This is a genomic window from Clostridium mediterraneense (genome assembly GCF_900091705.1).
Classification (GTDB): domain Bacteria; phylum Bacillota; class Clostridia; order Clostridiales; family Clostridiaceae; genus Sarcina; species Sarcina mediterraneense.
This window is the reverse complement of sequence record NZ_LT594785.1, coordinates 2292217-2314355: the sequence shown is the minus strand read 5'-3', so window position 1 is coordinate 2314355 and position 22139 is coordinate 2292217. Positions and strand designations below refer to the sequence as shown.

Annotated in this window: 22 protein-coding genes and 1 riboswitch; of the genes, 16 read left to right on the top strand and 6 right to left on the bottom strand. The window is 25.7% G+C overall.

The genetic code is table 11. The features are described 5' to 3' along the window. On the bottom strand, positions 1–1575 hold a 1575-nt coding region (locus BN8917_RS14430; RefSeq protein ID WP_159426747.1), incomplete at its 3' end, for an SH3 domain-containing protein. Between the two features lie 367 nt (positions 1576–1942). On the opposite strand from BN8917_RS14430, the gene BN8917_RS12535 reads away from it, so the two are divergent. Next, the gene (locus BN8917_RS12535; protein WP_066874883.1) at positions 1943–2599 is read left to right on the top strand and encodes a Pr6Pr family membrane protein; all 657 of its coding nucleotides are present in this window, start codon (positions 1943–1945) and stop codon (positions 2597–2599) included. 45 nt (positions 2600–2644) lie between these two features. On the opposite strand, the gene BN8917_RS12530 is transcribed toward BN8917_RS12535, so the two are convergent. Further along, positions 2645–3859 (bottom strand): hypothetical protein, encoded by a 1215-nt coding sequence (locus BN8917_RS12530; protein WP_066874881.1) that lies wholly within the window; start codon positions 3857–3859, stop codon positions 2645–2647. A 424-nt stretch (positions 3860–4283) separates the two neighbouring features. On the opposite strand from BN8917_RS12530, the gene cbiM reads away from it, so the two are divergent. The 3 genes from cbiM to BN8917_RS12515 all read left to right on the top strand — a co-directional run bounded on the left by cbiM (position 4284) and on the right by BN8917_RS12515 (position 6942). Beyond that, positions 4284–5288, top strand: a complete 1005-nt coding sequence (cbiM, locus tag BN8917_RS12525; protein WP_066874880.1) for a cobalt transporter CbiM — start codon at positions 4284–4286, stop codon at positions 5286–5288. Between the two features lie 99 nt (positions 5289–5387). Beyond that, positions 5388–6182: an energy-coupling factor transporter transmembrane component T family protein gene (locus tag BN8917_RS12520; protein WP_066874879.1), complete on the top strand. Its 795-nt coding sequence runs from the start codon at positions 5388–5390 to the stop codon at positions 6180–6182. Positions 6183–6216: 34 nt separating this feature from the next. Then, positions 6217–6942, top strand: coding sequence for an energy-coupling factor ABC transporter ATP-binding protein (locus tag BN8917_RS12515; protein WP_066874877.1), 726 nt, complete (start codon positions 6217–6219; stop codon positions 6940–6942). Positions 6943–6986: 44 nt separating this feature from the next. Here BN8917_RS12515 and BN8917_RS12510 read toward each other — a convergent pair whose 3' ends face one another. Continuing rightward, entirely contained in the window at positions 6987–7577 is a 591-nt protein-coding gene (locus BN8917_RS12510; protein WP_066874875.1) for a hypothetical protein, read from the bottom strand. 306 nt (positions 7578–7883) lie between these two features. On the opposite strand from BN8917_RS12510, the gene BN8917_RS12505 reads away from it, so the two are divergent. The 7 genes from BN8917_RS12505 (at position 7884) to BN8917_RS12475 (ending at position 14700) form a co-directional block, all read left to right on the top strand. After that, the gene (locus BN8917_RS12505; protein ID WP_066874873.1) at positions 7884–8297 is read left to right on the top strand and encodes a hypothetical protein; all 414 of its coding nucleotides are present in this window, start codon (positions 7884–7886) and stop codon (positions 8295–8297) included. 115 nt (positions 8298–8412) lie between these two features. Next, positions 8413–9423, top strand: a complete 1011-nt coding sequence (locus tag BN8917_RS12500) for a DUF5050 domain-containing protein (RefSeq protein WP_066874871.1) — start codon at positions 8413–8415, stop codon at positions 9421–9423. Positions 9424–9673: 250 nt separating this feature from the next. After that, a riboswitch (Fluoride riboswitch) is annotated at positions 9674–9734 on the top strand. An 88-nt stretch (positions 9735–9822) separates the two neighbouring features. Then, on the top strand, positions 9823–10209 hold the full coding sequence (crcB, locus tag BN8917_RS12495; protein WP_066874870.1) for a fluoride efflux transporter CrcB: 387 nt from the start codon (positions 9823–9825) through the stop codon (positions 10207–10209). Positions 10210–10448: 239 nt separating this feature from the next. After that, positions 10449–11084 (top strand): DUF47 domain-containing protein, encoded by a 636-nt coding sequence (locus tag BN8917_RS12490; RefSeq protein WP_066874869.1) that lies wholly within the window; start codon positions 10449–10451, stop codon positions 11082–11084. After that, positions 11077–12075: an inorganic phosphate transporter gene (locus BN8917_RS12485; protein WP_066874867.1), complete on the top strand. Its 999-nt coding sequence runs from the start codon at positions 11077–11079 to the stop codon at positions 12073–12075. The genes BN8917_RS12490 and BN8917_RS12485 overlap by 8 nt, the downstream gene beginning before the upstream one ends. A 170-nt stretch (positions 12076–12245) precedes the next feature. Beyond that, entirely contained in the window at positions 12246–12917 is a 672-nt protein-coding gene (locus BN8917_RS12480; protein WP_066874865.1) for a peptidoglycan recognition protein family protein, read from the top strand. Positions 12918–13191: 274 nt separating this feature from the next. Then, positions 13192–14700: a sulfurtransferase gene (locus BN8917_RS12475; protein ID WP_066874864.1), complete on the top strand. Its 1509-nt coding sequence runs from the start codon at positions 13192–13194 to the stop codon at positions 14698–14700. Positions 14701–14974: 274 nt separating this feature from the next. Here BN8917_RS12475 and BN8917_RS12470 read toward each other — a convergent pair whose 3' ends face one another. Together BN8917_RS12470 and BN8917_RS12465 are read right to left on the bottom strand one after the other, a co-directional pair. Further along, on the bottom strand, positions 14975–16252 hold the full coding sequence (locus tag BN8917_RS12470) for an MFS transporter (protein WP_066874860.1): 1278 nt from the start codon (positions 16250–16252) through the stop codon (positions 14975–14977). A 57-nt stretch (positions 16253–16309) separates the two neighbouring features. Continuing rightward, positions 16310–16879 carry a nucleoside/nucleotide kinase family protein gene (locus BN8917_RS12465; RefSeq protein WP_066874859.1) on the bottom strand — a complete coding sequence of 190 codons (570 nt, stop codon included), beginning with the start codon at positions 16877–16879 and terminating at the stop codon, positions 16310–16312. A gap of 489 nt (positions 16880–17368) precedes the next feature. Here BN8917_RS12465 and BN8917_RS12460 point away from each other — a divergent pair, with 489 nt between their 5' ends. The 4 genes from BN8917_RS12460 to BN8917_RS12445 all read left to right on the top strand — a co-directional run bounded on the left by BN8917_RS12460 (position 17369) and on the right by BN8917_RS12445 (position 20922). Beyond that, positions 17369–18967 carry a hypothetical protein gene (locus BN8917_RS12460; RefSeq protein WP_066874858.1) on the top strand — a complete coding sequence of 533 codons (1599 nt, stop codon included), beginning with the start codon at positions 17369–17371 and terminating at the stop codon, positions 18965–18967. Then, positions 18964–19671: an OmpA/MotB family protein gene (locus BN8917_RS12455; RefSeq protein ID WP_066874857.1), complete on the top strand. Its 708-nt coding sequence runs from the start codon at positions 18964–18966 to the stop codon at positions 19669–19671. Before BN8917_RS12460 ends, BN8917_RS12455 begins: the two co-directional genes overlap by 4 nt. Positions 19672–19840: 169 nt before the next feature. Then, positions 19841–20395, top strand: a complete 555-nt coding sequence (locus BN8917_RS12450; protein ID WP_066874856.1) for a chromate transporter — start codon at positions 19841–19843, stop codon at positions 20393–20395. Further along, positions 20395–20922, top strand: a complete 528-nt coding sequence (locus BN8917_RS12445) for a chromate transporter (RefSeq protein WP_066874853.1) — start codon at positions 20395–20397, stop codon at positions 20920–20922. The genes BN8917_RS12450 and BN8917_RS12445 overlap by 1 nt, the downstream gene beginning before the upstream one ends. A 134-nt stretch (positions 20923–21056) precedes the next feature. Here BN8917_RS12445 and BN8917_RS12440 read toward each other — a convergent pair whose 3' ends face one another. Next, positions 21057–21422, bottom strand: coding sequence for a hypothetical protein (locus BN8917_RS12440; protein ID WP_066874851.1), 366 nt, complete (start codon positions 21420–21422; stop codon positions 21057–21059). A gap of 176 nt (positions 21423–21598) precedes the next feature. Between BN8917_RS12440 and BN8917_RS12435 the strand changes: the two genes are divergently transcribed. Continuing rightward, the gene (locus tag BN8917_RS12435) at positions 21599–22105 is read left to right on the top strand and encodes a DUF4352 domain-containing protein (protein ID WP_066874849.1); all 507 of its coding nucleotides are present in this window, start codon (positions 21599–21601) and stop codon (positions 22103–22105) included. Positions 22106–22139: the final 34 nt, after the last annotated feature.

Sequence of the window (22139 nt, the reverse complement as noted above, 5' to 3'; positions counted from 1 at the left end):
ATTTGGAGTAACTTGAAGATAATAACCGTAAACATAACCAACTTGTCCATTAACTTCAACTTTGTACCATTCGCCATCTTTAGCAAGAACAGTAATTTTACTATTTTCATTTAAAGTTGAAATAATTGGTGAATCAATAGAAGCTTGTTGTCTAAAGTGAAGGAAAGTAGTATTAACAAGAGAACCAGTACCTATTCCTTGAACATTAGAGCTGCTATTGTTTGATTGTGAACCATTTGAACTATTTGAGTTATTATTTGAATTGTTACTTGAGTTATTTGGAGTAACTTGAAGATAATAACCATAAACATAACCAACTGTACCATTTACACTAACTTTATACCAAGCACCATCTTTAGCAAGAACAGTTATTGAATCATTAGGATAAATTGTTTCAATTATATTTGTTTGTATTGAAGCTCCATCTCTAAGATGAAGGAAAGTAGTATTAATAAGAGAACCAGTACCTATTCCTTGAACATTAGAGTTATTGCTTGATTGAGAGCTACTTGAGTTATTGCTTGAACCGTTTGGAGTAACTTGAAGGTAGTAACCGTAAACATAACCAACTGTACCGTCTACACTAACTTTATACCAAGCACCATCTTTAGCAAGAACTATAATATTACTATTTGTATTTAAAGTTTCAATTATATTTGTATTAGTTGAAGCTCCTTCTCTAAGGTGAAGGAAAGTAGTATTAATAAGAGAACCAGTACCTATTCCTTGAACATTAGAGTTAGTATTATTTGATTGTGAACTATTTGAGTTATTACTTGAGTTAATTGGATTAACTTGAAGATAATAACCATCAACATAACCAACTTGTCCGTTAACTTCAACTTTATACCAAGAACCATCTTTAGCAAGAACAGTAATTTGGCTATTTTCATTTAAAGTTGATATTATATTTGTATCAATTGAAGGACCTTGTCTAAAGTGAAGGAAAGTAGTATTAACAAGAGTTCCAGTTCCAATAGCATTAGTATTTGAGCTATTGCTTGTATTACTTGAACTATTACTTGAGTTACTATTTGAAAGTTGAATATAATAACCATCAACATAACCTATTTGACCATTAACTTCTACTTCATACCATGAACCTCTTTGTGCAAGAACATTTATAACGCTGTTTTCATTTAAAGTTTCAATTATATTTGAATCTATAGAAGGTTCTTGTCTGAAGTGAAGGAAAGTAGTATTGACAAGTGTAGCAGTACCTAAGGCATCTGGATTTAGTATTTTTACGTAAGAACTATCCACATAACCAGTAGTACCGTTTATAATAACTTGATACCATGTTCCGTATTGCGCTATTATATCCATCTTTTGATTTCCGTTTAATGTTTCAATTATTGGGTAGTTAAGACCAGCTCCGGATCTAAAATGAAGAAAGCTTGTATTAGTCACTTCTCCAATAACTTTAGTATTAGCTGAATTATTTACAGCTAATAAATTAGTATTATTATGCTTTGGTAAACTTGGCTTTTTTACTTCTGCATGAGCAGTTGTAGTATTACTAGCAACAACAGTACCTAAAATAGCTAAAGTAGCTAAAATCTCCTTTTGTTTCATAAATCCTAAAATCTCCTTCTTATGTATTTCTAATAAAATCTTCTCATGTAAATCTAAAGTTAATAAACATTAATAAAATTGTAATTTATAAATTTAATCAATACTTAAAATTATAATATGATTTAAATAAAATTTCATATTATGGTATTTATAAATAAATATCTGTTGGCATAATATACAAATGATTTTCTAATATATTCTATAAGTACTTAGTGATTAATAAGGTTAAATGATAATTTTATTAATAATATGTTAATTAATTGTTAAAAGTAAAACAATAAAGATAGTTTGACAATCAAAATATTTTTTTGTATTATTTATTGAGAAGTAAATATATTAATAAAATTAACAAATGAAGAGGTAAAAAATGAACAAGACTAAAAACATATACAGAGGAACTGTTGGAATTATAGTTCTAGCAGCATTATTACTTTCGCTTTTTGATCAATTAACTACTAATACTATTCCTACTATTGGGGGAAGGTTATTAGGATATATATCTTATTTCACTGAATTAAGTAATATAACAGTGACTATATGGTATTTTAATAAAGTATTTTTCAAAGAGAAGATTACATTTTTAAATAAAGATTCAGTAAGAGGTGCTATAACACTTTATATATGTGTTGCAGGACTTATATTTTTCTTAATATTAAATCAAGATTGGCATGCACATGGAAGAGTTAAATTAGAAGAATATACACTTCATGGATTTTCACCAATAGCATTTATTTTAGATTATTTATTATTTGAAAGAAAAGGAATATATAAATTTAAGAATGCTTTATTATGGCTTATATTCCCTATAATTTATTTATTCTATGCATTAGGAATAGGTGAGATTATAGATTCATATCCATATCCATTTTTAAATATGAATGTTATAACTATTATGGGACTAATACATAATTTAATATTTATATTAATACCAGCATTTTTAGTTCTAGGATTCCTTATAGTATCAATAGACAAGCTGTTAGCGGCATTTAAATTTAATAGAAATGGTGAAAGAATTGAAGCTTAAAAAAAGCAGTCTAGAAATAGACTGCTTTTTTATATATTAATGTAGTTATTGTTTAAACTTTGATTTGATTTTATCACTAAGTGAATTTGTTAAACATATAGTCTTATAATAAATCCAATATATAATATTAGAAGTAAATAGTATACCTTCAAGAATAGAGAAGAATACTAGAATTGCTGTTGAGATGAAGTTGCCTGAAGCAACAAAAATAGCAATACTTATTGATAAGGCTATAATAGTAGCTATATGAGAATAAAAAATTATATTTAATTTCTTTTTCTTTTTAATTAAAGTATTTTTTTTATTTTGTACTTTTAATTGAACATTATATTCTTTTTCTAAAACTGAATAAGTATTTTTATATTCATTAAGTTTTTCTCTTGCTTCAAGGGTTTCAAAATCTTTTAAGCTCATAAGTTCTAAGAAAAGCTCTAACCCCTCTTTTTTATTCATATCAAATTTATAAGATTCAGTATCTATATAATATAGTTCATCTTGAACTTTTTGAACTTCTTCAAGAGTAGAGTAATGTCTACCATTAAAGTTTTTAGCTTCAGTTTCTAAAACATGAAGTTTGGCTGTTATATCTGCAATACATTTATTGATTTCAGGATTTATAAATTTATGTTTTTTTATTTCTGAAACTTTTCTTTTTATATTTATAATTGCAGAGATTTGTATTTTTTCATCTAAAATTTCACTAAGCTTTATAAATTCTTTTAATTGATTTTGTTCTTCTAAAGCAATTTCTAATTCTTCAAAAGTATTATAATGTACATCATTATAAGTTTTACATGCAGTATCTACTTCAAAGAGTAGAGGTGCTATATTTTTATTAACAAATCCCATTGAATTAATCTTATCTAGGATTTTTTTTCTTTCATTAATATTTAAAGTATTTTGTGCAATTTTTTTTAGTCTATAAATATCTCTATATTCTTTTTCAGCTTGCTTTTTCTCTTCTATAGTAGCATACACAATTCCGGAAAATGTTCTAGCATCTTTTTCAAGAGAATTATATAAATCTAAAATTTCATTTTTTAATTTATTAAGGCCTTCATTTTCAAAACTATTTAATAGTAGAAGATCTATATCATTTTGTATATTTTCCACTATACCAGAAGTTTCAAGAGTAGCTTTGATTCTAGTTAGCGTATGTAGTGTTTCTACTTCTTTTGTTAAATCAGCGGTTATTTCTTTGTTAGAATTTAAAGTTTCTTTATTTAAATTTATCAAAGAATCCTTTGAGCTATTTTCCATATAATAACCTCCAAATTAAATCACATGATATATATATAATACCATTAAATTAAAATTAGTTTAAACATATATAGTAATTTTTAATTAATTTTGTATTAAAATATTAACTATTTATTCTCTAATTGATAAATAGTAATTAAATGATTAAAAAATCTAATTGAGAATATAATTTCAATACAAAAAATATGAAATTTTTAATTAATAAAACTAAATACAAAAAATAATTTAAATGAAAAAGATTATTTTTGTTTAAATTATTAAGAAATAGTTAATTATTAATTAATTTGTTGTTAACTCTTTATTTACACTTTGTAATCAATGTTATAAAATGTGAATGAATTGATTACAAATTAGTTTTTACTAGTGAAAATTAAAACAATACTATTAAGAAAAAAATAAATAGTTAGTTTTAGGAGGAGAAAAAATGCATATACCAGATAATTACCTTAGCCCATCTACATGTGCGGTTATGGGTGCAGTTATGCTTCCAGTATGGAAGAGATCAGCAACAAAAGTTAAAAATGAATTAAGTAAGAAGAAGATGCCTTTATTAGGAATATTTGCAGCATTTTCATTCTTAATAATGATGTTCAACGTTCCAACACCAGGTGGTACAAGTGCTCACGCAGTAGGAACAGTTATTACATCTTTAATACTTGGACCTTATGCAGCAATAATAGCAACAACAATAGCATTACTTATTCAATGTCTATTCTTCGGAGATGGTGGAGTTTTAGCATTTGGTGCAAATACATTTAATATGGCATTTGTAATGTCAATAGTAGGTTATAATTTATTTAGATTCTTAAAAAATAGAATAAAATCTCCAAAGGGAGAATATATAGCAGCATTTATAGCAGGTTATATTGCTCTTAACGCTGCAGCATTCTGTGCATCTATTGAGCTTGGAATTCAACCATTATTATTCCACACTGCATCTGGACAACCATTATACTGTCCATACCCATTAAGCGTTTCAATACCAGCAATGCTTTCAGCTCATGCAATTATTGGATTAATTGAAGGAACAGTAACTGTAGCTATATACTCATATGTTAAGAAGGTATCACCAGCAACTATTTACAAGGCAGAAGAAATAAAAAATGTAGCAGTAGAAAAAACTGGTTCAATCTTTAAAGGTCTTGTTGGTCTTATAATAGCAATGATAATCTGTGTACCAGTAGGTCTTTTAGCAACAGGTACAGCTTGGGGAGAATGGGATCACAGTGAATTAAAAGATAAAATAGGATTTATTCCTCAAGGAATGCAAACAGGATTTAGTTATCACGCAATTGGTGATGGATATGGATTTTCAGGTATGTCAGAAACAGCAGGATATATATTATCAGCTATAATCGGTGCTGCAATATTAATAATCTTATTCAAAGTGCTTTCAAGCTTTAAAAAAGAAGATAAAGTACAATTCTAGAATATTTTAATAATGATCATCCTTATTATTATGATAGGGGTGATTATTATTATAAAGGTAATTTTTGTATAAAGTTTAAAATTAAGAGAGGTAAATAATATGGAAGATAAAGAATGGCTCTTTAAAAAAGAAGTATATAATCCACCAAAGGATAAGGATGGATTTATAAATAAAACTATAATGGGGTTTATGGGTGTTTTATCAATGATAAAAAGGGAAAAAAATTATGAAGATGGTATTCTTTATAAAATAAATCCTATGGTAAAGCTATTTTCAACTTTACTTTTAATTATATTTTTATCATTATCAAGACAATCAGTATATACATATATAATTTCAGCATTCTTTCTACTATGTTTGGCAACAGTTCAAGCAGATGTAGTTAAAAGAATCTTAGCAATAAGTGTTACAGTACCTATATTTACATTAATAATTTTAATTCCTTCAATGATTATGGGAAATATACATAATAGTTTAATGATGGTTTTAAAAATAGCTATTACACTTATAGCAGTTAATTTACTTTCAAATACAACTAAATGGCATGATATAACAAAAGCATTTAAGATAATTAGAGTACCTGATATATTTATTTTTGTTTTTGATATAACAATAAAATATATTTATATATTAGGAGAATTTTCTTTAGAAATGTTATATGCTTTAAAATTAAAGTCAGTAGGAAAAAATAACAAAAAGATGACTTCAATTACAAGTATAATGGGAAACCTATTCTTTAAATCAAAGAATATGGGGGAAGACATGTATATGGCTATGGAATGCAGGGGATTTACAGGTGAATATGTTTCATATGGTAAGTTTAAATTTACAGCTATAGATGCAGTATATATATTAATAATAGCTATATTAATAGCGCTATTCTTTATCTTATAAAATAACTAGAGATAAATAAAAGGAGAGAAAATTTATGATAAAACTTGATGGAGTTTGCTTTGCATATAAGGATACAGTTGCTTTAAGAGATATAAATCTTGAAATAAAAGATGGAGAATCAGTAGCACTTATAGGACCTAACGGAAGTGGTAAGTCTACATTTTTAAAAGTTATAAATGGTTTAGTTAGTCCTAATAAAGGTTCATTTATATTTGATGGTGAAGAAGTAACTCATAAAAAACTTGAGAATAATAGCTTTAGTAAGAATTTTCATAAAAGAGTAGGTTTTATATTTCAGAATTCTGATGCTCAATTATTCTGTTCAACTGTTTATGAAGAAATAGCTTTTGGACCTAGACAAATGGGACTTCCAGAAGAAGAAGTGGATAAGAGAGTTAATGACTGTTTAGAAATATTAAATATAACAGAACTTAAAGAAAGACAGCCATATAATTTAAGTGGTGGAGAAAAGAAAAAAGTAGCTATTGCTAGTGTTCTTTCATTAAATCCAGATGTTTTAGTTTTAGATGAACCTATGAATGAAATAGATCCTAAAGGTAAAAGATTCTTAAGAGATTTCTTAAAGAAATTAAATGAAAGTGGAAAGACTTTAATATGTTCAACTCATGAATTTGGATATGTTGAAGGAGTATTTAAAAGAGCAATAGTGTTCTCATCTGATCATAAGGTAATAAGAGATGGAGATTATCACGAAATATTATCAGATAAAGAATTCTTAGAAAAGCATAATATATTATAAAAAAAGAGCTTGTATCAATATAGTTGATACAAGCTCTTTTTATTTTATATTGTAAGTAAGTGAAGTACTGATAAAATTATAAATGCTATTCCTATATATTTATGTCCTTTTATTGATTTATTAAATATTCTTGCTATACCAAGAATCACTAGAATTAATAAGCAAATAGCTGCTAATAAGCCCAATATGTATCCAATTGTCCATTTCCAACCCATATAGAAAGCTATATATACATGATATCCGATAATTGATAGACCTATTATTGATAGTGGTATATGTAAAGATTGAAATATTTTAGCCCAATATGATAAGAATTTTTTTATAGCTGTAATATTATCATTGTTTAGATGTTTTGATAAATTACTAGATTTATTTTTAAATATCTCATCTAATTTATTTATGTTTTTAGGGTTTATATTTTTAAGTAGTAATCTTAAAATGTATAAACTAATAGATCCACCAAAGATTATAAGTCCTATTATACCTGTATATTTTCTAATTATTGAAAGATGATGTATGTTATCAAGCATAGATCCATAAGCAGAATAAAGTATTAATGCTATTGAAAGTAGTATAAGTGGTGAGAATATAAGTGACCATTTTATTCTCTGTTTTACTATTTTATTAAATTTCATAAATTCACCCTCTAATTTTAAATTTAAATTCCTCAGTAAATTTATATATTAAAGTGCTAGATAAATCCTCACAAATTAATAACATAATATTATCTAAAAAAATAATACAATATAATATTTGCCAAAATATATGTATTTAAATCTATAAATAGAGTTATACATAAAATATTTTAGTAGTTAGATGATTATAAAAATTTAGCTTTGTATATATTATAAATAAAGTATTTTAAGTATAGACATATAAAATTTTAAGCTATAAAATTAAATGTAAATTTAATTAGATGAAGAATAGGAGTGACATAATTAATGTATGTAAATTTTTATACACAAGTTGTTGATAGTAAGGAAATAAAAGAGATAATAGAAAAAGAAAGTGATTATAGAGTTATTACAGATTTAAGCAAGGCTTCAAAGAGAGAAGATATAGTTGCTTATGAGCTTTCAATTTCAGTAGATATATTAAGAAAAATGTTAGAAGAGGATCTTGATTTATCTCAATGCACAGAAGATGAATTATTTGAAGAGTATTTAAATATTGCTGATGAAATGGCAACAGATTTAGCAGAATTTATGCCAGATTATGCTTTTATGGATGTTAGAGCTTATACAGTTGATGAAGTAGAAAATGTAGTAAAACTTGTTATGGCACTTGCTCCTGAAAGACTTGGAGAATTAAAGTTAAATGATGTTATGATAAGACTTTTAAAACAAGTAGGTTAATTATATTATATGGTGAAAGTATTTAAGTAAGGTAATTAGATTAAAAAGCCAGTTAAAGAGTTTCTTAATATATATCGATAATATATATTAGAAATTTCTTTAGGTGGTGAATAACTTGAGAAAAAAATTTATATTTATATTAGGGATATTTGCTATGACTTTTACAGGATGTACAGCAGAAGAAAATAGTGAAAATAAAGAAGAAAAAAATATTAAGGTTAATAGTCATATAGAAACTTATAAGGAAGTTACTCATGAAGAGGAACTTTTAATTGTAGCTGAAAATCAAGATATTAGTTCAGGAAAAATAGTAGAAACTGAAAAAGAATATTTTTATTCCTCTATTAAAGATAATAACAGAATTTATAGAGCTTATAAAAACACTTCAGGAATGGAAGGAAAATCAGAAGTATCTATGCTTACAGGAGTAAATCTAGTTTTAAACTCAGATAAAGTTTATTTTTCTAATACTAATGATAATTATAATATTTATTATTTTGAAACAGATAAATTTGATGAAAATTATGTTCCTACTAAAGTAAATAATATGAGAAGTAGAAATTTAGTTTCAGCTAAAGATGGAATTTACTATATTAATGAAGATGATAATGAAAAAATTTATTTTGTAAGCTATGATGGCGATATAGATGAAGCTATAACTCAAGAAAGAGCTGCGAAGTTTATAGTTTCAGGAGATATAATTTATTTTCAAAATGCAGATGATGGATATAATTTATATGCTATAGATAAAGTTAAAAAGGAAAGATATAAATTAACGGATTTTGCTGTTGATAGTTTTACAATTGTAAATAAAGTTATAGTAGCTAGTAATAGTGATGATAATAATAGTATTTATCTTATTAGAGGAACTAATGATATAAAAAAAATCTCTAATATATATGCTGCTAATATAAAAAGTACTTTAAGTGTGGAAAATACAGTAAATAAGGAATTTTATTTTATTTCTGATGATAAAAATTTATATAAAATGAGCCTAACTGATAGAAATGAAAAAGATAAAGTAACTTTAGTTAGTAAGGAAAATATAGAGGATTATTATTTTACTTCGGATAAAATAGTAATAGAGGATGAATCAAGAATTTATAAATCTATAAGAAATAAGTAAATAAAAATAGAATATCTAAATAGATATTCTATTTTTATTTACTTTGTTTTAATGAATATATTTGATTTAAATTTAGGATAATAAGAACAAGTGGATTTAATATTTTTATTAAGGATATTAAAGAAAAATATTAAATAATATTAAAGAATGTATAAATAATAATAATAATATGTACTATATGCTAAAAATAGACACAAAGCTGTAATAAAAAGTTATTATACTAAGCTTGTATTTAACTTACAAATTTATGATTTTATTTGGTTATGGAGTCAACCTTTAACCGCAGAAATGCTGATGACCCCTACATATTATTCCTTATTGCAAAATAGTGTAAACTAAAGATAAGGTTTAGCTTGTTTTATTTTTTAGAAAAACATGCAATGTTAGGAGGAAAAAAATATGACAAAATCATTATTAGTATTGGTAGTAGGTTGTGGAGGTTTCATAGGTGCAGCAACAAGATATTTAATATCTTTATGGGCTACAAAAAGTATTCCAGGTACTATACCATATGGAACATTAATAGCTAATATATTAGGTGCTATAATTATAGGATTCGTAAGTGAAATGGCTTTAAGAACAAATTATGTATCACCAACAGCTAAGACTTTTATTACAACAGGAATGATGGGAGGATTAACAACTTTCTCAACATTCTCATTAGAAACAATAACAATGTTATCAAATGGTAATATTGGATTTGGAACAATTAATATAGTTCTTAACTTATTCTTAAGCTTAATAGGAGTTGTTATAGGACAATTTATAGCTAAAGCTATTTTTTAATTTTTAAAATGGATATAAGAATATAAAAATATGTTATTCTAAAAATTTAAAACAAGATTAAGTTATAAATAAAAAATATAATAAATACAAGATGATATATAAGCGTTTTTATGGATTATTGATTTCTTACAGTACTATTTATAGCTAAGGTAAAAATTCGATAAGAATTTTTATTATGGTATATAGTTATAAGACCTAATACACAGAGAGATAAAGATGAATTTCAAGGAGTTGGAGAGATGTTTAATTTAAATCCTAAGGAAGATAAGTTCTACAAATTATTCAAGCAACAATCACAAAACACATTAGATGCTGCTGAACTTTTAAGAAAATTTTTAAGTAATATGGAAAATGCCGTTGTTCATTCTCAAGAAATACAAAAGCTAGAGCATGAAGGCGACAAAATAGTACATAAAATTATTGAAGAGCTTAATAATGCATTTGTAACACCTATCGATAGAGAGGATATTTATGCAGTTGCTAAAAAAATGGATGATATTATAGATCATATAGAATCTCTTTTACATAGCTTTATAATGTTAAATGTAAAAGAATGTACTGATGAAGCTAGAATATTTGCAGATTTTATAGTTTCTGCTACTAAAGAAATCAATGAGTTAATGCAAATCTTAGCTTATATGCATAAAGCTCATGAAAATAAAATCATAAATGAAAAGATAATAGCAATAAATAAAATAGAAAATGAAGCAGATGTATTCTTCAGAGAAGTAGTTGGAAAATTATTTAGAGAAGAAAACATTGATGTTTTAAACGTCATAAAGTGGAAAGATTTATATAAAGCATTTGAGAATACTATAGACTCATGCGAAACAGTTGCAAATATAATCGGAGGAGTTGTAATGAAACATGCATAGTTCATTATTAATAACTATTGTTATAATAGTTTTAGCATTAGTATTTGATTTTATAAATGGTTTTCACGATACAGCAACAGTAGTTGCTACTTCTATATCAACTAGAGCTTTAAGCCCTAAAGCTGCTATAGGATTATGTGCAGTATTTAATTTTTTAGGTGCTTTTATTAGTACAGCAGTTGCTAAAACTGTTGGTTCAGGAATCGTAGATGATAGGCTTATACCTTTATGGGTAATAGCAGCTGTTTTAGTGGCAGCTATTACTTGGGATCTATTAACATGGTATTTTGCTATACCAAGTAGTTCATCATATGCACTTATAGGTGCTTTAATTGGTGGTGCAATAGCATTTTCAAAATCATTCAGTATAGTTGATTGGGGAAATCTATTTGATGAAGTTATATTATGGCTATTCTTGTCACCTATAATAGGTTTAATAGTTGGATATATCTTTATGGTTATTTTAAATAAATTAGTAGGATCATCTAAGCCAAGAAAAGTTAATAAGTTATTCCAAAGATTACAAATAATTTCAGCTATTTTTATGGCTTTAAATCATGGTGAAAATGATTCACAAAAATCAATGGGAATAATAACAATGGCTTTAATAAGTGGAGGATTCCTTGGAGCGTTTAATGTACCTTTATGGGTTATATTCCTATGTGCTACAGCAATGGGACTTGGAACAGCTTTAGGTGGAAAAAGAATTATTAAAACTATGGGTAACGGAGTTACTAAATTAAACCCAGTTAGTGGTTTTGCAGCTCAATCAGCTGCCGGAGCTATAATAGCTATGGCAACTGCATTTAAAGCTCCAGTAAGTACTACTCAAATAATTACAACAAGTATTATGGGAGCTGGTGCTGAAAAGAGCATTAAAAGAGTTAAATGGGGAGTTGCTAAAACAATAGTATGGGCTTGGGTATTAACAATACCAGGAGCTGCAATATTAGCATTTATTTATGTTGAAATAGTAAAATTATTTATGTAAAGGCTTATCTATTAAAAGAAGTATTTCTTTTAATAGATGGGCTTTTTTTATTTCAAGAAGAAATTATTTTACTTTATGTTAATAGAATATAAAAAGTGATAAAATTAAAGAAAAAGTAATTTTACTTATATTGGTAATATTCATATATAAATTTATGGGGAGATTTAAATATGGTAACTAAGGTGAGAAAGAAAAAAAGGCTACCAAAAAGGGTTTATATTTTAAGAAGAATTTTAGTGTTTATACTATTTATTATTTTCATTATAGGTATATTTTTTGCATTTAAATTTTTTAGACAAAAATATAATGAAAGAAATAGTTATAGAAGTATTTATAATGTAGAACTTTCTAAAAAGGAACTTAGTAAATCTGAATTAGATTTAGATATTCAAAAAAGTAATTTTTTGTGGACTGAAAAATTAAATTATGTTAATAAGCCTAATCGTATAATAGTACATCATTCAGCAAAGACAGGATTAACTCCTCAAGATATAAATGCTATGCATAAGGCAAGAGGTTGGGCTGGTATTGGTTATCATTTTTATATTAGAAAAGATGGGACTATCTATGAAGGGAGACCAACAAATGCTATAGGGGCACATGCTTCTAATAATAATATTAATACTTTAGGAATTTGTCTTGAAGGAAATTTTGAGCAAGAAAAGATAGAAGATATTCAATTAGAGTCTATAATTAAGTTATCAACATATTTATCTCTAAGGTATCCAATAGAAAGCATGGTGAGACATGGAGATGTTAAAAGTACTTTATGTCCTGGCAAGAATATAGACGTTAAAGATTTAGAGAAAAGAATGATAAATAACATTAAAACTTTGGGTTAAATGGATTTGTGTGTATGTAAAATTGAAGCATTCTTATTTTATGTTATATATTAGCAATTTAATATATAAATATAAATTAATAAAAAATTAAAATGATTTTTACAAAAGCGTTACTAAAAGTGATGCTTTTTTTATTTTTATTTTGATAAATAGATGATTTAATATAATAATTATAATTTTATAGCTTGTTCTTTAGGAGAGCTTAAATAATAGGTTTTGAATTAGATAGCCTAAGATGATAAAATTTTTTATAGAGGATTTTCAGGAGGGCAAAATGAATAGTAAATTTCAAAAAATAATGGTTGCTATAATAGCCATTTTAGTTTTTGTTGTTACCTTTTTTGGATCTAGTAAAGAACAAGTAATTGTTGAAACAAAGAAGATAGTTAGTGATAGTAATAATATAAATAATAAATATTTAGTTGGAGTAGAATGGTTAAATGAGAATATTCATAATGCTAACTTAGTTATATTAGATATTAGAAGTAAGAAGCAATATGATGAAGGCCATATACCTGGAGCTATTAATGTTTCATGGAATCAATTTATAAGTAATAGTTCAAATAATAATGGTAATGAAAATAATACTAATAATGAGAATTCAAATAATCAGAATTCAGATAATGAAACATCAAATAGTCAGAATGTAAATACACAAAGTAATTCTGATAATCAAAATAATACTAATAGTAGCAATAATTCAACTACAGAAAATAATGAGAATAGTAATGGAGAAAGTACAAATAATTCAACTTCAGTAAATAATGAAGGAAATACTACTAAGAACTGGACAGCTTTATTAAATAAGAAGAAATTGAGTGAAGAGTTACAAGATCTTGGTATTACTCAAAAATCTATAGTTGTTATATATGGAGATTCAAATTCTCAAAACCTAGATGATTTAGGTAAGTTTTCTTGGATGTTTAGAATGGTAGGAATTGATTCAAAAATGCTTAATGGTGGATATGATAACTGGAAAGCAGAAGGTTTTGAAAGTATAAAGGGTGTACCACTTCCAAAGAAGAGTAATATAGAAATTGAGAATTTTGTTACTAATAAGGCTATTACACTTGATGAAATTAAAAAGAATATTTCTAAGCTTAAGATAGTTCAACTTGTTAACGATATTAAACCTAAAAATATCAATACAAATAATTCACAAACAAATGGAAATAGTAACAGTTCTAATGTGAATGGACAAAATCAAGTAAATAATTCAAGCTTAAACAATCAAGAAGTAAATTCAAATGTTGAAAGTACTTCTAATAGCAGTAATAGTGGTAATAATAGCAATAGTTCAACTAATACCTCTAATGGAACTAATCAAGCATATATTACTGAATCAAATTTACCACCAGCTGGTGTTACTCAAATAAAGCTTAGTGAGCTTTTAAATTCTAATGGAACTATAAAATCAGTTAATAGATTAGATAATTTATTTAATAATAAAGGTATCAATCAAAATGACATAATTTTATTCTACAACAGTGATAAAGGAAATATAGCGTTTATGTCCTTAATACTAAAGATGGCAGGATTTGATAATATTAAGTATTATAATGCTAATCTTACACAGGTTGCAGCTATTAGGAATGCGATAATTAATCAGCAAAATAATCCTAACTCAAATTCAGGATCAAACTCAAACAGTGGAAATTCAGCTAATACAAATAATGATAGTAATAGTAATTCTAGCAATAGCAATAATTCTACTGCAACAAGTAATAATAGTACTAATAGTAGTGCAAATAATAATTCTAACAATAGTTCAAATAATAATTAAAATAATTAGAAATGAAAAAAAACTATCCTATAGTGTTAAAACATTATAGGATAGTTTTTTGTATTTTATAGATTTAAGTCTTACTTTAAATTAAGGATATAAATATTTTATAGTATAAAAAATAGATTTAAGAAAATTAGATAAGTATTTTTGTAATATAGGATAAAATGTATAATGAAATGATAAATATATAGAATCTGAGATTAATAAAAAAGGACTATTTCATATTAGAATTAAATCCTAGTATGAAACAGTCCTTTGAGTTTATAATATCTTAGAAGATACCATCTTTCTTATAAACATATTGCAGAACTAATAAAGAAACTACTCCTATTAATGCTCCCACTATTATAAATACCATAGAAGCATTCCAGCCATAGTATTGAGTTATATAGCCAAGTCCATAATTAGAGAATGCAAATAGTACTCCAGCAACTCCAGAGAATCCATCAGCACTTCCTATTGCAAATTCAGGCACTACATCCATAACGCTGACACTTAAAAGTAAGAATGGACTATATGTACATATACTTATTAGTGAAGCAGATATTAATGTTAAGACATAGTTATCATTCATCCAGTATAAAATTAAAGCAAGAACAACACCTATCATAGATATTATTGCTAATGGAGCTCTATTACCTTTAAAGAATTTATCTGAAAGCCAACCAACAATTAATGTAACAGGTATAGCTGAATATTGATATGTGAATAATACCCAGTTACTTTCTTGAGGTGAAAAATGCTTAAATTCTGTTAAATATAAAGGAAGCCAATCAGCAACACCTCTTTTAATAACAAAAATAGAGAATATAGCAGGCATAAGTATCCAAATATATTTATTCTTTAATACATATTTTTTAAAGATTTCAAAGCTAGACATAGTAGTTACTTCACTATCTAGTTTATTATTTTCTTTAAATTCAGTCATTGATGGAAGACCTACTGATTCAGGGCTATCAACTCCTATAAAGAATATTAATATAATAAATACTATACTAATTATTGCAGGAATAAAGAATATCCATCTAAATCCACTAACACCAAATAGTAAAATTGCTAAATTTGCTAATGGTCCAACTAAACCAGCACCAATATTATGAGATATATTTACTATAGACATTGTAAATCCACGTTCTTTTTTAGAGAACCACTTACCAATTGCTATATGACCAGCAGGTGAAGATATAGCAACAAATACACCATTAAATAGCATTAATCCAACAAATACAGGAACACTTCTAGAAAATCCTAATAATACAGATGTTATAGATGCCCCTATAAGACCAAGAAGAATAGCTTTTTTGCTATTAACTCTATCTAAATATATACCTAGAACGATTTTTCCTATAGCATATGAGAATGAAAATGTACTTGCAATAAGTCCTATTTGAACTTTAGTAAAATGTAACTGCTTAACTAAAAATGGAGTAGTTACATTGAAATTTTCTTGATATAGACAGTAAATTGTATATGATAAGAATACCATTATTACAGCCCTTGTACTATATGTTTTATATTTATTTCTAATAACATTAGAATTCGTTTCCATATTTACCTCCGTTATATTGAAATACTTCAATATAAGAAATTTTATTTAAATTCGAAATTAACTATTGTTTATGATATTTTTTATGTAGTCTAAAAGTTTATCTGCTGCGATATTAGGATCATCAAGATCATTATTTATTTTATATATAGTATCATCAGCTTCTATATCTTTAAAATCTTCAGAATCGGATAGATATCTTGAAATAATTTGAGAACATTCTGGATTTGCTTCCCTAGTTAAACTTCTAAGAAGTCTATTTTTATCACTTGTATCTATATAAATAGGTATAAATCTATCTTTATAAGACGATTTCATTTGATAATAACCACTAGCTTCAAGAACTGTCACTGAATGATTAGTAAGATTATCTAAATAATCTTTTCTTAACCCATACCAATACTTTCCATATTCTATGAAGACTGCATATCCATTATTTTCTCTTAAATTTTGCATATATGATGATGTCTTATAAAAATGTTCTCTACCTTCAACTTCATTATCTCTAGGCTCCCTGTTTGTATCTAATACTAGACTTTTTATATTTAATTTACTTATAAGTATTTTTTCTAAACAAGTTTTTCCTGCGCCACTTTTACCGATGATTCCAAATATAAATTTCTTATTCAAAATATCACCCCTTTGGTTTTATTAATTTTAGTAGTTAACTTCGGTTGATAAATAATATCATATAATTTTATAGTTGAAAATTATTCGTAATTGATAATATGAAAAAATAATCTATAATTTATTAAAATGAGTATGCAAAATACTCTTTAAATATATGGTATTTTAAAAGTATTAATTAATTATATTTTAAATTAATAATATTACTATACAATTTTTTTATATGTTACATTATTAAATATAATAAATTAAATAATGTGTAATTTAATTTATTAATTGAATACTATAATAGATTTTTTATCTATATTAATTTGAGCTATTTACAAGTTAATAATAGCTTCTTAATGATAATAAAAGTAAAGTTAGAATATTGTTTTAAAAAGGTATTTATCTTTTTATAATTAAAAATTAAGTATTTTATAAAGGGACATAATATATAACTCATGTTACATATAAATATTAAGAATAGTTTATGTAAATGGGAGGCAAGGAATGGATGTTTTTTTTAAGACAATACAATCGATAACTTCACAGAATATTCTTGGTTGGTTTGTTATAGTAATAGTAATTTTCACCTTTATTATTGGATTAGTTTTAGCAGTTTTAATAAAAAGATATTATGTATCATTAACAACAGAAATTTTTGATTGCTTAAATGATGAGGGGGAAATACTTTTTGAAAGCCAAGAGTTAAATAAGATGGTAAGTGACTTTAAGAAAAGTGCAGCAAATGGAACAGATAATATAAATACAGAAGTTATAATAGAAAAAAATCTTGAAAATAAATTTATAAAATTTGAGGGTATGATAAATTTATTATCATCTATACTAACAGCGTTAGGATTATTAGGTACATTTTTAGGTTTAACACTTGCAATTTTTGAGACTAAAACAGCTTTAGTTGGAATAGAGAATATAAGTAATTTTACAAAGGAATTACAAGGACCGATAGCTAGTATGGCTACTGCTTTTTGGACAAGTATTTTTGGAGTAATAACATCAATTATTTTAAATCTTAAAAATCAATCTACAAAAGATGCTAAATTAAATTTTTATAATGAGATGGAAAACCTTTTAGATAATAGAGTTTTTGCAGAGCATGCTGTAACATTTAATACAGTTTTTGAAGAGTTTAGTAAAACAGTTAAGTTTACTATGTTAACTTTAACTGAGGAAATGACTAACTTATTTAAAAATGGGGTAGAGGAACTTGTAACTAAAATTAATTCAAGTTCTTTAGATTTAACTGAATCAGCAAATGGTCTTAAAGAATATATAAAAGAATTTAAGGGACTTGTAGAAACTTTTGATAATACTGTTCGTAGCTTTGAAGCACCAGTAGAGTCATTTAATAAGTCCATTAGTAATTTTGTAGTTGTATCATCAGAGCTTAGTACAAGTGTTGATAAAGGATTTAGAAATTTTGTTAATAGTGCAGAAAATCTTGATGGATCTATGATAAAGCTTTCATCTAATATTGATAGTTCATTTGAAGCTATGAGTAGAACTATGGATATTGCATTAGAAAATCTTTCAGCTAATTTAGGACAATGTTTTGGAATAGTTTCTAATCAATTTAGAGATTCTATGATTGAAATAGGGAATGGTGTAGATTCTGGTTTAACTAAAATAAGTGAAGCTATAAAAATTAATGAAGAGATGACAAAAGAAGTAAGTGAATCTATAATGTCTGAAAGTAGAAGTATTATAGAGAATCAGAAAGCTATGAAGTTAATTATAAATGAAATAAGAAAATATAATGAAATTCAAAATAAGGGTAATGCATACCAAGTTTTAATGTTAAATAAACATAGTAAAATGCTTGATGAAAGTTTTAAAAAGTTTAGTAGTAGTATAGAAAATATATCACCTTATCTTGCAGAAAAATTTTCAATTGCATTAAAGCAATATCTTGATGGAATAGGTATACAAATATCTGATTATTTAGAAGATGCTATAGGTAATGTTACAGAAGATATAAATCAAGCAAATAAAAATTTAGATGATACTATAAGTATCTTAGAATCATCATCAAATCTTATGAGAGAGACAACAGACATTAAAAATAGATTAAGAGGTAGAAAAGAATGAAGCTAAGAAGAAAAAGATATAGGCATATAGAAGAAAATCCATCCTATTGGCCATCTTTTGTAGATATTATGTCTATTACATCTTTAGTTTTTTTCTTTATTATGATATTAGCAATGGGATTTTTGACTGTATTTGTTGATGATATTTCTGCAAAGAGAGAAGTTTTATATGACAAAATAGAATATGAACTTAATCAAAATAAGGTTGATCCAAGCATAATTAGGTTTAATAGAGATGAAGGTAAAATTGATATTAAAACTGAAACTTTCTTTGATACTGATTCTGCAATGCTTAAAGATGATGGTAAACAAGTAGCAGCTATGTTTAGAGATGTTTTTTATAATCTTTTAGATGTAAAAGATATAAATAAAGAAATTGATTATATAGAAATAGTTGGACACACTGACTATTCAGGAGATACTTTTAGTAATAGAGAGCTTTCTACTATGAGAGCAGTAAACTTTTTAAATGAAATTATGCCAATGAATAGTGAACTTGAAAATAAATTTGGTGATAAATTTAAAGCATCTGGTATGTCAGAGTTTGAGACAAATAGAACAGTAGAAGAAAGAAATAGGAGTGAAGAAAATTATAATAAGGATGATTATATTCAGGATAGAAAAATAGAGATTAAAATGGTATTTAGTAATAAAGATTTAGAAGAGGCAATAAAGCAAAGACTTAATTCAAATAAAAAGAAATAAAAGTTATTTAAGAAGAGGAGGTTTAAATAAAAGCTCCTCCTTTTTGTTATTTATAGTTATAGATATATAACTTTATTTTTTAAAATTTTGTTAAGAAAGAATAGTTAAGGGAAAAATCAAATAGATAGATAGTATAATCAAGTTATTAAAGATTTAAGGAGATAAACAGATGAAGATTTCAGCTAGGGATTACATAACTATGTTTTTTTCATTTTTTAAGATAGGTGCTTTTACCTTTGGGGGAGGATATGCAATGATTCCTCTAATTGAAAAAGAAGTAGTTGATAATAAGGGATGGCTAACAAAAGAAGAGTTTATGGATGCATTAGTTGTAGCACAAAGTTTACCAGGCGCACTTGCAGTAAATTGTTCTATATATGTTGGTTATAAGATAGGAAAAATTAAAGGAGGAATTATTGCACTTCTTGGAACTATAATACCATCAGTTTTGATAATTTTAGTAATAGCAACAGTTTTAATGGATCTAAATAAGAATAAGTATGTTCAGTTGGCTTTTAAAGGAATTAATGGAGCAGTTCCAGTTTTAGTTTTAGTAGCAATAATTTCACTTGCTAAATCATTTAAGAGAACAATTTTAAATATAATTATGTGTATAGTTATAACTATACTTTTAGTATTCTTTAATTTAAGTCCAGTACTTGCAATTATAATAGGAATAATTTATGGAATTACTATGTGTAAGCCAAAGGAGGTTGAAAAATAATGAGTGTTTTATTAAATTTATTTTTAACCTTCTTTAAGATAGGAGTATTTGGATTTGGTGGAGGATATGCAATGCTTCCATTTATAGAGCAGCAAGTTGTTTTATCAAATTCTTGGATTTCTAAATCACAGTTTTTAGAGATAATAGGAATATCACAAATGACACCAGGGCCAGTTTCTATAAATACAGCAACTTTTGTTGGATATAAAGTAAATGGGGTTATTGGTGGACTTATAGCAACTCTTGGAGTTATAACTTTTTCATTTATAGCAGTTATATTAGTTAGTAAATCATTAAGTAAATTTAAGAATAACAGATATATTGAAGGAGCTTTATCAGGTATGAAGCCAATTTTAATAGCTCTAGTTATTAGTGCATTTATTTCACTTGCAAAAGAATCATATTATGATATTAAAAGTATTATAATTGGTGTTATTTCATTAGGACTTCTTTTATCTAAGAAAGTTCATCCTATTTTAGTAATAGTTATAAGTGCAGCTCTTGGATTAATTTTATATATGATTTAATAGAAATTTATTCATGATAATATAAGAAATCTTCATATGCTTGGAGAGTATATGAAGATTTTTTTATTATTAAGAGAAATATTTTTTATAAATATAGTTTGATTTTAATAAAAGTGTATATTAAAAAAGTTAATTTAAATTCTTTTATTAATTTCATCAGCTATTAATGCTTTTGAGATATACATAGCATTTATTATGTTCTTAAAACGAGTATGGTGTGAAGTACCCTCAGCAAATTTTATTTGAGCTTTTTCACATTTGCTAATAATTGAAGATACTGGGGGAAGTGCTTGTATTAATTCTTCTTTAGTATATTTATTTGTGATATTTTCATTTGTTATTAGTGACTGTGAAATATAGAGAGCTTTTATTCTATTCTTTAGTAGTGTGTGTTGAGAAGTACCTTCTACAAATTTTTTATGCATTTTTTCACAATTCTTGATAGTTGAAGATACAAGTTTTAGTGATCTTGACAAGTCTTCTTTTGAATATTTATCCATAGAATCTCACCTCAAATTCTTAGTTATTACTTGGTTTTATAATAAGCTAGTATGATAATACAATATAACTAATTTTGTCAACTAAACAAATTTTAATAATATTAAAATTACTTTGTTTATATTTAGTGTTATTTTTATGATAGAGTGTAAGGGAATTCCAAAAGGAGGTTTTTTATATGGAGAGGAAAGGAGTAAATAAGGGGATAATTATAGGAATAGTTATTGCTTTAATTGTAATAATATTTTGTATTTGGGTTAAAGTTTTAGCTGATGATAAAATATATAAATTAAATCAAAAAGGTGATATGGGAAAGTATCAAATTACATTAAGTGATTTTAGAAATACAAAATCTGCTTCAAATGGTCCAGCAAATGTTATTACTACTGATGGTAATCTTGTTATTGTTAATATGTCTGTTGTTAATATAGGTAATAGTCCATTAGAATCTTTAGCTCACTCAGAAATTACATTAAAAGCTGATGGAAATACTTATAAAGAAAATTCTTTAGATACTATGTCTATATCTAATTCAAATAGTTATAGTAATTTATTTAATATTGTAAATAGGCTAAACCCTGGCGTGAATAATACAGTTTCATTAGTATTTAGAACAGGTGAGCCTATAAAAAGTGGTATTGTGAAAATAAACTCTGGTTTTGACAGTATTTCATTTCAAGTATAGTTAAGTTATTTATTGAGTTTAATAAAAAAGTGGA